Here is a 14,133-nt window from a genome sequence, read left to right as displayed (position 1 = left end):
ATAGGCTGCAAGCTTACGACCCCTGGCACCGGAAGAATGTCCCTCCAGGGTTTTCCCTAAATTCAGGGTATCAGCAAACAGATTTTCTTAAATATCCTTCTTCATACCCTTGTCTAACACCTTCATTTATAGCATCTTCTATAGTTTCACCTTCTACAACCACATCTTGACCTAATTTAATGAAAAATACAGCCATCCCAGTATCTTGACATATCGGTATGTTATTTTTTTTTGCTATCTCTGTATTTTCTAATAATATATTTAATATATTCTTACCTAATGGACTTTCTTCACTCTCTAAACTTTTATTTATTGTATTTACTACATCTTCACCTAAATAAATATTAGCTTCAATACATATTTCTTTTACTTTTTCTGTTATTTCATGAGATTTTATTATCCTCACTCGAACATCTCCCATCTTTTTTCTTTTAACATTCGTATTTATACTTAAACTTTATCATTTTTTCTGCTTTTTAACAAGAGTTAATGCTTTTACCTACATTTTTAATTTCTACTATTTTTCTAAAGTAATTCATTTATATTTTGAATAATTTATTAAACAATATTAATTTATCATAGTTTGATTATGTAATTAAAATTTACAATATATTCAAATATAGTATAAAAAAACTTTATATGTTAATTATAGTAGATAATTAAATAATTTAATGGAGGATGGAAAAATGGATGTTATTTATAATATAGCTTTTATTCTTGTCCTTGTAGGTGCCGTTAATTGGGGTCTAGTAGGTTTCACAAAATTTGATTTAGTTGCAGCATTATTTGCTGGAGGCGGAAAATTCGGCAATATAAGTACTATAAGTAGAATAGTTTATAGTTTAGTCGGGATTTCTGCTATATATATTGGAACACAGTATTTTCTTCAAATTATGTAACATACCATCTTAATAGTTCTATTTTTAAGGGTATCTCGCTGATATCATTTTTTATATCATTTCAAAGAACATCTATTCCTTATAAAACTTTTTATATAGAATATATGTATGTTTGTGGTATAATTTAATTTAATAATTTAACTTACCTCCTTTGGGGTATAAATAATTAGATTTAGTTATAGAATGAATTTTTAAAGATAGTATTTTAGAAATAGTATAATTTATACTATTTTGGTGGTAATGGGGAGTGAATTAAATGAATTTTAAAAATATAGATCTTGCTGTTAAATCTTTTGATAATATTAACTTGCATTATAAAAAAGATCTTGTTGATAATCCTAAGGCTGTAATATTAATTTCCCATGGATTAGCAGAGCATTGCAAAAGATATGATTATGTCACAAAAAAGCTTAATTCTTTTAAATACAGTGTATATAGATATGACCATAGAGGTCATGGATTATCTGATGGGCGCAGGGGGCATCTTAATGACTATAACACTTTATTTAAAGATATGAATACAATGGTAGACTTAATTAAATCAGAAAATAAAAATATTCCTATATTTATAATAGGTCACGGTATAGGGGGACACTCACTTGTAGGATTCGGATCTAACTACTTGAATAAAGTTGATGGCATGATTTTTTCTAGTCCTTTGATATGCGATTATAACAGCCTTACTGATATCAAATGTATTGAGAATGATCCTTTTATGTTAATTCCTAATTCAAATTCTCATGAACTTACACACGATTTTGATACTATGGACTCTTATGAAAATGATTCTTTAATTTTAAATAGTGTAACATTGGGAATTTACAACGAATTAAATAAAAGTTGCAAGAATATGATTAATATATTATCTAATTTTAATTATCCCTGCCTTATACTTCACAGTTTATCTGATAGTATAGTATCTTATGAGGATAGTAATTTTTTATATGAAAACATCTCATCTGAAGATAAAGAAGTAAAGCTTTTAAGCGGGCTTTACCATAAACTCCTTGATGAAATTGTTAAAGATGAAATTTTAATTGAAATATCAAAATGGATTAATATTAGACTTTAGTATATACAAAAGGAGGATATAAAACCCTCCTTTTTTAATATTATTTTATAATATCTTCAAACTGAGCATTTACTATATTTTGTAAATCTACTGGTGAAAGCTCTACCTGATACCCTATTTTCCCAGCACTAACTATAATAGTTTCTAAGTTCTTTGCGCTTTTATTTATAAAAGTTTTATGAAGCTTTTTCATTCCTATTGGTGAACACCCACCTCTTATATATCCAGTAAATTTATTTATCTCATTTACATGAATCATTTCAATATTTTTTTCTTTAGCTACTTTAGCACCTTTTTTCAAATCTAAATGTTCATTAACTGGGATCACATATACATATATATCCTTACTGTTACCCATAGCTACTAAAGTCTTATAAACTTGGATAACTTCTTTTCCTATTTGATTAGCCACTTCTACGCCATCAACATGTTCTTCATTTTTAACATGGTATGAATGTACATTATATTTTATTTTTTTAGAATCTAAAATTCTCATTACATTTGTTTTTATTTTCGACACTTATTATATCTCCCTTGTATACTCTTTCAACCATTCTTTTTCATCATCATTTAAGAATGGTGATATTTTATTATAAACCTCTTTGTGATAGTTATTTAAGTAATCTTTTTCATTTTGTAATAATAAGCTTCCATCTATTGCATCAACATCAATTGGTGCAAATGTAACTACTTCAAAATCCATAAATTGACCATATTCATTTTTCTCTGCTTTTTTTACTACTAGTTCATTTTCTATTCTTATACCATGAGAACCTTCTACATATACACCTGGTTCATTAGTAGTTACCATGCCTTCTTCAAGTACACAACTGTCATCTCTATCTGCAACAACCCTCCATCTAAATCCATTTGGGGCTTCATGAACATTTAATACAAATCCTATACCATGGCCAGTTCCACACTTATAATCTATTCCTAAATCCCATAATGGACCTCTTGCAAGTATGTCTAAATTATACCCTCTACATCCATGTAAAAATTTAGCCATAGATAATCTTATCATACCTCTAACAACATTCGTAAAATGCATTTGAACCTCTTCAGATATAGAACCTAAAGCTATTGTTCTCGTTATATCAGTAGTTCCATCATAATATTGTCCTCCTGAATCTACTAAAAATAAATCTCTTGGTTCTAGTGTATAATTACTTTCTTCAGTAGCACTATAGTGCATCATAGCTGCATGTTCTCTATACGCTGCAATAGTTCCAAAACTAGGCTCTATGAATTTATCTTGCTCTCTTCTCAAATCTTCTAGCTTTTGAGTTGCACTTAATTCTGTAATATCCATCTTTCCTACGTTAGTTTTCAACCAATACATAAACTTAGTGAAGGCTACGCCATCCTTTATATGACTATTTCTTATACTCTTTAATTCTACTTTATTTTTTATGGCTTTGAACATTATCGTAGGGTTAGTATTTTCTATCTTTTGAATATTTTTAGGTATATTATTATATATTGCATAGTTAACTTTAGCTGGATCAAGTAAAACTACTTCATCTTCATTCATATCTTTTACAAATTCATATACCTCATCATAAGGCTTGATTTTAACTTTTTCTTTGTTTAATTGATTTTTTATTTCATTATTTAGCTTACTTTCGTCAACAAATAGGTAAACATTATCTATTGTTATAACTGCATAGCAAAGCACCACCGGATTAGATTTTACATCCCCGCCTCTTATATTAAATAACCAAGCTATATCATCTAATGATGTAATTATATGAGTTGTAGCTTTTTTTTCTTTCATCGCTTCCCTTACTCTCACTAGCTTTTCTGAAAAACTTGCACCTGTATATTCAGTACCTAATAAAAATGCTTTTTTATTAGGCAATTCACATCTATCTTCCCATATGTTATTTACTAAATCATAATTATATTCTATAGATACATTTTTAAATTCTAACTTTTTAGCTAAGTTTTGTCCTTCTTTTGCACATATTACTTTTCCGTCAAATCCTAATATCGAATTATTTGGTAATGAATCTATTAAATATGCTTCTACCGTTGGTACATTTTCTTCACCTATCTTGAATAATTTTATACCACTATTTTTTAATTCATTCTCAGCTTGTATGAAGTACCTTCCATCTGTCCATAAACCTGCTTCATCTTGAGTTATTACAACTGTCCCTGCAGAACCTGTAAAACCCGATACAAACTCTCTAGATTTAAAGTACTCTCCTACATATTCACTTTGGTGATAATCTGAAGAAGGTATTATATAAGCATAAATATTTTTTTCTTTCATTATGTTTCTTAGTCTTTTAACTCTTTGTTTTATCATGCTTTTGCTCCCTTTTTATTATAATATTTTTAATATATAAATTACTTATTATTTTATGTATTAATAAAACTAACACTTATTATTGACTGCTTGCTTTATATTAGCATACTTATATCCTCTTTTTTTAAATTATTGCCATTATTTATTATATTTTTCACTTGTATAGGTTTATTTCCTAATATAAAAATTTTTTCTCCTAAAAACATAGCTTCTTCAATATCATGTGTAACAAATATTACTGTTCTTTTTTCTTTATCTAATATTTCTTTAAAATTATTCATTATTATTTTCTTATTTTTTACATCTATAGATTTAAACGGTTCATCCATTATAATAATACGAGATGGATATATAAATGCTCTAGCTATATTTACTCTTTGCCTAAGTCCACCACTTAGCATTTGAGGATAATATTTTTTATGATTATAAACTCCAACTAAATCTAAATATTTATCACATAATTTATCTATTTCATTATTATTATAATGCTTTTTTATTACTAATTTTATATTTTCTTCAACTGTAAGCCATTCTATTAACCTGTCATCTTGAAAAATATAACTTATACCTAAATCCTTTAATGTATTAATTTCTATACCATCATTTTTTATTATTCCACTTATTATATTTAAAAGTGTACTTTTTCCACACCCTGATTTACCAAGTATACAGTTGACCTTATTTTCATAAAATTCTATATTAAAATCCTTAAATATTATATTACGACCATAACTTTTATTTATATTTTTAATACTTAGTTTTACCTCTTCCATTTAAAAGTACTCCTTAATATTTTCTTTTGAGATATATCTAATAATATAGATATTAAAACTATAATTATTAACCAAGCAAATATTCCCGATGTATTAAAGTTAATTTTCTCAACTTGTATCATTGTGCCTATTCCATAATTTGGTTGACCATATACTTCTCCTGCTATTACAATTTTTAATGCTAAAGATATTGTTGGTGCTATTATCGATACTAACCTGAACCTTATAGATGGAAAATAAATTTTAAAAATTTTATCTTTTAGACTTATCTTATATATATTTGCCATTTCTATCAAACCTTTATCTACATCTACTATAGCTCCCAAAACACTTTCATACAAAATCGGGAATGTAATCATAAACCCTACAATAAAAGGTGCATTATCTTTATCAAACCAAATTAAAGTCAATACAATTAGTATCATCATAGGTATTGATTGAGCTAAAGTATTCAAAGGTTTAAAAAAGTTTCTTACTACTCTATTGATACATGCTAAAACTCCCATTATAATAGCTAAAAGTAGTGAAATTAAAAAGCTAGATAGACTTCTCCCTATGGAAAAAAATACATCTAAGTAAAATCTTTCTTGTAATATAATGTCCGTTAGACTTTGAAGTGTATTTCCTACAGTTGGTAGGTATATATCATTTTTTATTAATAAAGCTATAATTTGCCATAAAAATAAGAGGATAACACACGATAGCGTCACCTCTAACTTATCTCCTCTTAAAATATTTCTTACTAACTTTATATTATTTTTCAAATTATTCTTGTATAAAGTAAATTCCTTCATCTGGCAGCTTTCCTCCTACTGACTTTGCATCAAAATCAAATAAGTTTTGATAATAATTATTGTAGTCTTCTATCACATTTTTTATTGGTGTGAATTTTAAATTTGCTCTTTCTAAAGCCTTTTCTATAACTTCAGATTCTACAGAAGCCCCTATTTCTTTTGCATATTCACCAGCTTTATTTCCATTCGTATTTGACCAATCTATACTACTTGATATTTGACCTAGAAATTTATTTATAAATTCTTCGTTTTCCTTTGCAAAATTAGACTTAACTATTATTGTTGCTTGAGGATATCCTTCTTTTGAATTATTAGTCTCTTTCCATGCATCATTTAAACTTTTTACTATTTTTATATCTGGATTTTTAGCGATTAATGTCGTCAATGCTGGTTCTGGTACAAATCCTGTATCTGCTTTTCCTGTAGCCATTAAAGGTATTAATTCACTTGTAGAATTTACATAATTAAAATTTATACTTTTAGTATCTATTCCCTTATTTTTTAATATACTTTGAGCTGTTATATCCGGTGTTAAACCTTTTCCTGTATTCCACACATCCATTCCTTCTAAGTCTTCAAATTGCTTGATATCTTTAGTTGATACAAGATAAAATGAACCATTCCCTATAGTTCCTGCTATTTGATAATTAGAAGTTTTATTATGTGCAATGGCTGCCATATTAGATGGAACTATGGCTATATCTGCCTCTTCTTTCATTACCACCGTAGAAAGAGTCTCTGGTGTTTTTTCTATTGTATATATAATATTATATCCTTCTTTTATTTGTAGATTTTCTTTTGCTAATTTTGCTATTGCTATTGATGGCAATCCATCTGGCACAAATACTTTTATTTCTTTAGATACCATTGGTTTTTCTGATTTTGGGCCATCTTCTCTGATTTGATTGCATCCTACCAGTACTGTAGCTCCTAATACCGCTGACAATATTGTTGATATAATTTTTTTCATATTTCTAATTCCCCCTCAAATAAATTATATTCTAATAATTTCTCCAAATTCACCAAATATTCCTTCTATTTCTCTATTAAATTTATTTTTTAATATTTAATATATATAAATCTATGCTTTATATTTAAATTTTATAATTTTACCATTATAATTCTTATACAAAAAAAATTTAATTTACTTATGTTGCTTAATTGGTTCACCCACACGTGGCTCAAACGACCTATAAACTAGGTCTGTTGCTCAAACCCAGCAATTGGATTTTAAAATAGCCTGTATGTAAATTTACATACAGGCTATATATGGACTTTAAGTAGTATATATCTGGCATATTAATTGTTATTTGCCATTTTAATTATCTATCTTTTTTTCTTTTTTATAGGTTTGGCGTTTTTATTATTTCTTCCTTTATTGTTGTTTCTATCATTTACTTTTTTACCTTTTAATGCGTTATCTCTTGAATCATTTCCTCTTGCACTATTGTTACTCTTTTTCTTTGCTCCAGATACTCTATTAGCATACGGTCTTACGTCTTTAGGCTTTATTAAACATCTATGTCCAAGTCCTATTAAATCTTCTCTTCCTGCTTCTACTAAAGCTGCATGAACTAAGTCATAATTTCTCGGGGCTTTATATTGAAGTAATGCTCTTTGCATTGCTTTTTCATGTTTAGATTTTGGAACATATACAGGTTTCATTGTAATTGGGTCTATTCCTGTGTAGAACATCGTAGTAGATAATGTTCCTGGTGTTGGGTAGAAATCCTGTACTTGCTCTGGTTGATATCCTGTATCTCTTAAATATTCAGCTAACTCAATTGCACTATTTAAAGTAGAACCTGGATGGCTCGACATTAAATAAGGGATTATATATTGTTTCTTCCCTAATTGTTCATTTATAGCAAAGAACTTCTGCCTAAACTTATCATACGTGTTTCCTGCTGGTTTTTGCATATATTGTAACACTTCTTCTGCAACATGTTCTGGAGCAACCTTTAACTGTCCACTTACATGATGTTCTATTAATTCTCTAAGGAATTTATTATCCTTATCTGCCATTATATAGTCATATCTAAGCCCTGAACGTACAAATACTTTCTTTATATCAGGAAGTTTTCTTAACTTTCTTAGTAATTGTAAATACTCACTATGGTCTACATCTAAATTTTTACAAGGTTCTGGGTGTAAACATTGTTTATTTTTACATGCACCTTGTGTAATTTGCTTTTTACATGCTGCCTTTCTAAAGTTTGCAGTAGGCCCTCCTACATCATGTATATATCCTTTGAAACCTGGAAGTTGTGTTATACCTACTGCCTCATCTATTATAGAGTTTTGACTTCTACTTTGTACTGCTCTTCCTTGATGGAATGTTATTGCACAGAAAGAACAACTTCCAAAACATCCTCTAGAACTTACTATACTAAATTTAACTTCTTCTATAGCTGGTATTCCACCATCTTTTTCATATATTGGATGATAAGTCTTTTGATATGGTAATGCATATACCTCATCTAATTCTAATCTACTTAAAGGTTTCTCAGGTTTATTTTGTACAACATACTTGTCCCCATGCTTTTGTACAATTGCCTTACCTCTGTATGGATCTTGCTCATCATATTGAACTTTAAAAGCTTGAGCATACTTAACTTTATCATCACAAATTTCTTTATATGATGGTATTAGTACATAATCATCGTATATTTCTTCTAATGTGTCAGCTATATAGCAAGTCCCGTTTATATGTCTTATATATTTAGGATCAAATCCATCATTTAATGCATTTGCTACCTCTACTATTTGCTTTTCACTCATTCCATAGACTAATAAGTCTGCTCCACTATCTACTAACATAGATTTTCTAACTTTATCGCTCCAATAATCATAGTGCCCAAACCTTCTTAAACTCGCTTCTATACCACCTATCATAATCGGTATATTTTTGTATGCTTCTCTTATTTTGTTACAGTAAACTATAGTCGCTCTGTCTGGTCTAAGTCCCATTTTCCCACCTGGAGAATACATGTCCTTATCTCTATGCTTTTTACTTACTGAATAATGATTAACCATAGAATCCATATTACCACCGTTAACTAAAAATCCTAGTCTTGGTCTTCCTAATTTCATAAAATCATCTGTAGTTTTCCAATTAGGTTGTGCTATTATCCCTACTTTATATCCTGCATTCTCTAATACTCTTGATATTATAGCTGTTCCAAAGCTATGATGATCGACATAAGCATCTCCTGTAACTAATACAAAGTCTAATTCATCCCATCCTCTATCTATCATATCTTGTTTACATATTGGTAAAAATTTATTTTCCATTAATATCACCTGCTTAATCTATTGTTAGTTTTATTATATCCTAATTAATTGACAACAAAACTTTTTTATTATTTTAGTTGCTAATCTATAATTATATCACTAAAACGTATTAGTTTATATTATTTTTGAAAATAATTAGTGTATAAAAAATAAACGCCTATAAAAGACGTTTATTTTTTATACACTAATATTTTGAGCATCCTCCACTATAATACCTATCATATTTATCTTGCTAATTAAGAAAATAGTAAGATTACTAATTAAAATTCATTTTTGATATCCTTTTATCCCGTTCAAATTATCGTCGCATGAAGATATTAGTATATATTATAAGTATATTTGCTAGATTTATCTATGCCTTTTCTATCTCAATATATTCAATTTTTTCTTCATCATCTATATTAAACCATTCATCGCTACTGAAAGCGTCATCAGTTATTTTATCTATAGACATTTTTATGTACTTTCCTGTTGCTGTTGCAGCAATCTCTCCATTAGGTAAAATTATCTCTCCACTACCTTCAAATATTTTTCTATTTTCTTTTGTAATTCTTCCTACAACCTTTATTGTCACATCTGTAGGAACTGGCTTTTTATATTTAATATCTAACGATACTGTTACTCCCCAAATAGTTTCATCATTTATACTTATAGCTCTTCCTATAGTTTCATCTAATAGTGCCGCAGAAATTCCACCATGCACTCTGCCTGGGTAACTTTGATGCCAATCTTTAGTATCACATATAGCTACTAGTTCATTATTTTCTAATTCATAAAAAGATGTCCTAAGTCCTAAATCATTATCCACTCCACACACTATACATCTTTTGCTACTATTTTGTTTCTTTAATACTTTATACTTCATATTCAACACCGCCCATTGCAATACTTTTATACCTATGATTACAAACCAAATATATATATTATTTTAAGCTTTCTATTTCAAATAATTTTATTATCTCATCTTCATTATAATTTATCACTAACTCTTTAGGAAAATCATTGTCCTCTATAGCCTTTTGTGCGTAATCAAACTTTCCAATATCATAAGATATGTGAGAATCAGTTCCCATAATTACTCTAACTTTATATTTTTCACATGTATTTAATAATGTAGATATATTCTTCCAAGCTCCCTCTCTAAAAGTAGTAGGACTTAATGATGAGTTATTGATTTCTAATAAAATATTTTTTTCTTTAGCTTTTTTAATAATACGCTCATAATCTACTTTATATCTACTATCATCTAAGTGACCTATTATCTTTACTTTTGGATGTTCCATAACTTTAAGTATTGCATTTGTATTTTCTTCTTCACTTCCCCATTGTATACATGGTGGATGTAAACTAGCAATCATATAATCTATATGAGTAAGCATATCATCTGGAACATCAGTATTTCCTTCAAAATCAATAATATTAGCTTCTATCCCTCTAAGTATTTTTAATCCATCTACTTCTCTTGGAATACAATATATACTATAGAAATAATAAGGATGTGGCCCTCCTGGCATATTAGGAGCATGGTCTGATAACCCTAAGTACTTTAACCCTGTTTTTATGGCTTCTTGTATGTTCTCTTGAACTGTACTATAGGCATGTCCACTAACTATAGTATGTGTATGTAAATCTATTAATGCTTTCATTATTCATCCTCCTTTATATAATAACCTTACCTAATTTATAATATTTTTGCTTTTTTTTAGAATAAAAAGTTCGCTTCGCTTAAGCCACTGCGTGGGCGCTACACTTCATGTCGCCAACGACCTTAGAAAACAGGTCCGTTTCTCAATTTTAGTAGTTGAAAATTATATTTATCCACACATCAGATAAGATATAATTTTCTTTAATGTAAAAAATTAAATAGGTAAAGCCATATTTTTTAACAAATATGGCTTACATTTATTTATTACTTTTCTAAATTTTTGAATTTTTCTTTGAATAATTCTCCAAGAGTTCCTAAAGAATCTTCTATTTCTAAAAATTCACTTATATCTTCTTCTGGCTCTCTTGTAGCTTCTTTAATTGACACTACCATTCTCTTGTTCTTTGGTTTGAATTCTATTACCATAACATTGACTTCATCACCAACATTTACTACATTTGTAACTTTCATAACTCTTTCTTCGCTTAATTCTGATATAGGTAAAAATGCTTCAACACCTTCTCTAATTTGTACAAAAGCACCTTTTTCTATAGTTCTTACTATTTTACCAGTAACTATATCATCTATCTCTACTTCATCTCTTATTAAATCCCATGGATCATTATTTATATCTTTTAATGCTAATGCTATTTTTTTAGTTTCTGCGTCTACATCTAATACATAAACTTGTACTTCTTGACCTTCAGAAAGCATATCTTCAACAGATTCAACTCTTTCCCAAGATAAGTTATTTAAATGAACTAAACCTTCTAATCCACCGATATCAACGAATGCTCCGTAAGGCATTATTTTAGTTACTTTTCCTTCTCTTTTTTGTCCAACTTCTAAAGAGTTAAATAAAGCTTCTTTTTCTGCTTTTACTTGAGCTTTGTGAGCTTCTCTCTCAGCTTTAGCTTTTGCTCTTGCTTCTTCCTTTTCTGCTTGTATACGAACTCTTCTTTCTTCTCTTTCTTTATCTAAACGCTCTTGTAATACTTCTCTATGAGTAGCTACTAACCTATTTTTCTTAGTATCCATTTCTTTTATATATACTTCTAAATTACGTCCTACATAGCTAGATGTATCATTTACAAACTTAGTATCTAATTGCGATATTGGTATAAATAATGATTGTGTATTATATGTAGCGAATACTCCTCTTTCTATATTCTTTTCTACATTTACAGTTATTATTCTATGTTCATTGTAAGCCTTTTCTAAATCTTTAAAATCAGATTTTTTGTCTAATTGTAATTTAGATAAATGTATTACTCCATCTTTATGATAAACTTTTGTTATAATTGCAGTTATCTCATCACCTACATTATATATATCACTAGCATACTTTCCTTTAGAAAGATTTAATTCTGTTACTGATATAACTCCATCAAATCCATAGTTTAATTCTAAAACAACTTCGTCGTTAGTTATTTTAGCTATTTTTCCAGTTATAGTTTGACCAACTTTTACACTATTTAATTCTTGTTCTTGTTGATCTAATAGTTCTTGCATAGATAAGTTATTTGTCATGGCTATCAATCCTTTCATTCTAAATATCATATATATCAATATTATACCATTAATATTGCAAATACTTACATTTTTCTTATGATATTTTCAAAAATAGGATACCTCAAAATAATTTTTAAAATCACTTAACAAGGTATCCTGATTTATATTTATAGCTTAAGAATTCATCGTTTATTATTACTAAGTTCTTACTGTATTTTCTTTTACATTACTTTCACTTTCTTTATCAATTACAGATAAAGTCTTTTTGTAGAAAATAGTAAAGCAAATTATTGTAGTAAGGGCTGCTGTTATATCAGCTATTGGTTCTGCTAAAAGTACTGCCAATAACTTATCTTGCATAAACATAGGAAGTATAAATATTAAAGGTATTAGTAATACTATCTTTCTTAATAATGCTAATAAAAGAGAAATTTTAGCTTGCCCTAATGCTAAAAATGTTTGCTGACATGCTATCTGTGCTCCTAATATAAATATACCCGCAAAGTATATTTTAATACTCCAACTTGTTATCTCTACAAGCGCTGGATCATTATTAAATATACCAACAAATACTTTTGGTACTAACATTAACATTCCCCACATAAATACTGAATATGCAAAACATACTATAAGAGATAATTTAAATGTCTTCTTAACTCTATCCATATTTTTTGCACCATAGTTGTAACTTATTATAGGTTGAGCCCCTTGAGTTAAACCTACAGTAGGTAATAATACTATTTGCATTACACTACTCATAATAGTCATCGCTCCTACAGCTAAGTCTCCACCATACATTTGTAATTTATTGTTTAATGAAATTAAAACCAAACTTTCTGTTCCTTGCATTATAAAAGGTGACACACCCAATGCTAGTATTGGCAATATAATTTTAGCTTCAGGCTTTAAATACTGTTTTCTTATTTTAAGTATACTTTTTTCGCTGTATAAGAACTTTAATACCCATATAGCCGATACTGCTTGAGCTAATATAGTTGCTAACGCCGCACCTTTTACGCCCATATCAAATCCAAAGATAAGTATTGGGTCTAGTGCTATATTTATTACAGCACCTATAGTTACTGTCATCATCCCTATTTTGGCGAATCCTTGAGTATTTATAAAAGGGTTCATTCCTAATGCTATTTGTACAAATATTGTACCTATAAGGTATATACCTAAATAATCCAATGAATAACCAATAGTGGCTTCACTTGCACCAAATGCCCATAATATAGGTTCTTTAAAAATCAAGAATGTTATTGTTAAAATTAAAGATATTACTAATAACGCAGAAAAACTGTTACTCATTATTTTTTCTGCACCATCATTATCCTGCTCTCCCATTTTTATAGCAGTTAAAGGTGCTCCACCCATACCTATTAATGCACTAAATGCTGATATTATTAATATTATTGGAAATGCAACTCCAACCCCAGCCATAGCTATGTCTCCGCTTTGCATTCTACCTATAAATATTCTATCTATTATGTTATATAAAACATTTACTAATTGCGCAATTATAGCTGGTGTAGCTAATTTAAAAAGAAGTTTTCCTACACTATCTTTTCCTAAATCAGTACTTACGTTACTCATACTCTCACTCCTTTAATATAAATTTTTGACCCTGTATAACAATTTATAATATTTATATTTTAGTCAAATAAATTTAACATTGTTATAGTATACTATATTTCTTTAACTATATAAATATTTTAATTGTAAATGAATTGTTCATATCTTTAATTATTTTTTTATTTATACTGTAAATAACTATAAAAAAATATATGGATACTATTAAATTTCTTCATACTCGAGTTATCTTCCCTG

At 28.4% G+C, this 14,133-nt stretch carries 13 protein-coding genes; 2 read left to right on the top strand and 11 right to left on the bottom strand.

Annotated features, from left to right (window positions below):
- Positions 1 to 70: 70 nt before the first annotated feature.
- Entirely contained in the window at positions 71 to 406 is a 336-nt protein-coding gene (locus VLM92_RS05720) for a fumarate hydratase (protein WP_331681694.1), read from the bottom strand.
- Positions 407 to 686: 280 nt separating this feature from the next.
- Here VLM92_RS05720 and VLM92_RS05715 point away from each other — a divergent pair, with 280 nt between their 5' ends.
- On the top strand, positions 687 to 899 hold the full coding sequence (locus VLM92_RS05715) for a DUF378 domain-containing protein (RefSeq protein ID WP_325275388.1): 213 nt from the start codon (positions 687 to 689) through the stop codon (positions 897 to 899).
- 256 nt (positions 900 to 1,155) lie between these two features.
- On the top strand, positions 1,156 to 1,971 hold the full coding sequence (locus tag VLM92_RS05710) for an alpha/beta fold hydrolase (protein WP_325275387.1): 816 nt from the start codon (positions 1,156 to 1,158) through the stop codon (positions 1,969 to 1,971).
- A gap of 40 nt (positions 1,972 to 2,011) precedes the next feature.
- On the opposite strand, the gene ybaK is transcribed toward VLM92_RS05710, so the two are convergent.
- From ybaK to VLM92_RS05660, 10 genes are all read right to left on the bottom strand, one after another.
- A complete protein-coding gene (gene ybaK, locus VLM92_RS05705; protein WP_325275391.1) occupies positions 2,012 to 2,467 on the bottom strand; it encodes a Cys-tRNA(Pro) deacylase in 456 nt (151 codons plus the stop codon).
- 27 nt (positions 2,468 to 2,494) lie between these two features.
- Positions 2,495 to 4,285 carry an aminopeptidase P family protein gene (locus VLM92_RS05700; protein WP_325275386.1) on the bottom strand — a complete coding sequence of 597 codons (1,791 nt, stop codon included), beginning with the start codon at positions 4,283 to 4,285 and terminating at the stop codon, positions 2,495 to 2,497.
- A 95-nt stretch (positions 4,286 to 4,380) separates the two neighbouring features.
- Entirely contained in the window at positions 4,381 to 5,058 is a 678-nt protein-coding gene (locus VLM92_RS05695) for an ABC transporter ATP-binding protein (protein ID WP_325275385.1), read from the bottom strand.
- The gene (locus VLM92_RS05690; RefSeq protein WP_325275384.1) at positions 5,046 to 5,852 is read right to left on the bottom strand and encodes an ABC transporter permease; all 807 of its coding nucleotides are present in this window, start codon (positions 5,850 to 5,852) and stop codon (positions 5,046 to 5,048) included. The genes VLM92_RS05695 and VLM92_RS05690 overlap by 13 nt, the downstream gene beginning before the upstream one ends.
- Complete coding sequence (locus VLM92_RS05685; protein WP_325275383.1) at positions 5,824 to 6,822, bottom strand: ABC transporter substrate-binding protein; 999 nt, start codon at positions 6,820 to 6,822, stop codon at positions 5,824 to 5,826. Before VLM92_RS05685 ends, VLM92_RS05690 begins: the two co-directional genes overlap by 29 nt.
- A 356-nt stretch (positions 6,823 to 7,178) precedes the next feature.
- A complete protein-coding gene (locus VLM92_RS05680) occupies positions 7,179 to 9,146 on the bottom strand; it encodes a YgiQ family radical SAM protein (RefSeq protein ID WP_325275382.1) in 1,968 nt (655 codons plus the stop codon).
- A 352-nt stretch (positions 9,147 to 9,498) separates the two neighbouring features.
- Positions 9,499 to 10,011 (bottom strand): PaaI family thioesterase, encoded by a 513-nt coding sequence (locus tag VLM92_RS05675; protein ID WP_325275381.1) that lies wholly within the window; start codon positions 10,009 to 10,011, stop codon positions 9,499 to 9,501.
- 58 nt (positions 10,012 to 10,069) lie between these two features.
- Positions 10,070 to 10,792, bottom strand: a complete 723-nt coding sequence (locus VLM92_RS05670; RefSeq protein WP_331681692.1) for a phosphatase — start codon at positions 10,790 to 10,792, stop codon at positions 10,070 to 10,072.
- Positions 10,793 to 11,055: 263 nt separating this feature from the next.
- A complete protein-coding gene (locus VLM92_RS05665) occupies positions 11,056 to 12,321 on the bottom strand; it encodes a 30S ribosomal protein S1 (RefSeq protein WP_414708147.1) in 1,266 nt (421 codons plus the stop codon).
- Between the two features lie 180 nt (positions 12,322 to 12,501).
- Positions 12,502 to 13,899, bottom strand: a complete 1,398-nt coding sequence (locus tag VLM92_RS05660) for an MATE family efflux transporter (protein ID WP_325275380.1) — start codon at positions 13,897 to 13,899, stop codon at positions 12,502 to 12,504.
- Positions 13,900 to 14,133 lie beyond the last annotated feature (234 nt).

The organism is Romboutsia sp., from assembly GCF_035470145.1.
In the GTDB taxonomy this organism is placed as follows: domain Bacteria; phylum Bacillota; class Clostridia; order Peptostreptococcales; family Peptostreptococcaceae; genus Romboutsia_D.
This window is presented reverse-complemented; position numbering and strand designations above follow the sequence as displayed.

Excerpts from the sequence above, each read along its gene's own strand:
- VLM92_RS05715 (WP_325275388.1), top strand. The coding sequence starts at position 687 with ATGGATGTTATTTATAATATAGCTTTTATTCTTGTCCTTGTAGGTGCC.
- VLM92_RS05710 (WP_325275387.1), top strand. The coding sequence starts at position 1,156 with ATGAATTTTAAAAATATAGATCTTGCTGTTAAATCTTTTGATAATATT.
- ybaK (WP_325275391.1), bottom strand. The coding sequence starts at position 2,467 with ATGAGAATTTTAGATTCTAAAAAAATAAAATATAATGTACATTCATAC.
- VLM92_RS05700 (WP_325275386.1), bottom strand. The coding sequence starts at position 4,285 with ATGATAAAACAAAGAGTTAAAAGACTAAGAAACATAATGAAAGAAAAA.
- VLM92_RS05695 (WP_325275385.1), bottom strand. The coding sequence starts at position 5,058 with ATGGAAGAGGTAAAACTAAGTATTAAAAATATAAATAAAAGTTATGGT.
- VLM92_RS05690 (WP_325275384.1), bottom strand. The coding sequence starts at position 5,852 with ATGAAGGAATTTACTTTATACAAGAATAATTTGAAAAATAATATAAAG.
- VLM92_RS05685 (WP_325275383.1), bottom strand. The coding sequence starts at position 6,822 with ATGAAAAAAATTATATCAACAATATTGTCAGCGGTATTAGGAGCTACA.
- VLM92_RS05680 (WP_325275382.1), bottom strand. The coding sequence starts at position 9,146 with ATGGAAAATAAATTTTTACCAATATGTAAACAAGATATGATAGATAGA.
- VLM92_RS05675 (WP_325275381.1), bottom strand. The coding sequence starts at position 10,011 with ATGAAGTATAAAGTATTAAAGAAACAAAATAGTAGCAAAAGATGTATA.
- VLM92_RS05670 (WP_331681692.1), bottom strand. The coding sequence starts at position 10,792 with ATGAAAGCATTAATAGATTTACATACACATACTATAGTTAGTGGACAT.
- VLM92_RS05665 (WP_414708147.1), bottom strand. The coding sequence starts at position 12,321 with ATGACAAATAACTTATCTATGCAAGAACTATTAGATCAACAAGAACAA.
- VLM92_RS05660 (WP_325275380.1), bottom strand. The coding sequence starts at position 13,899 with ATGAGTAACGTAAGTACTGATTTAGGAAAAGATAGTGTAGGAAAACTT.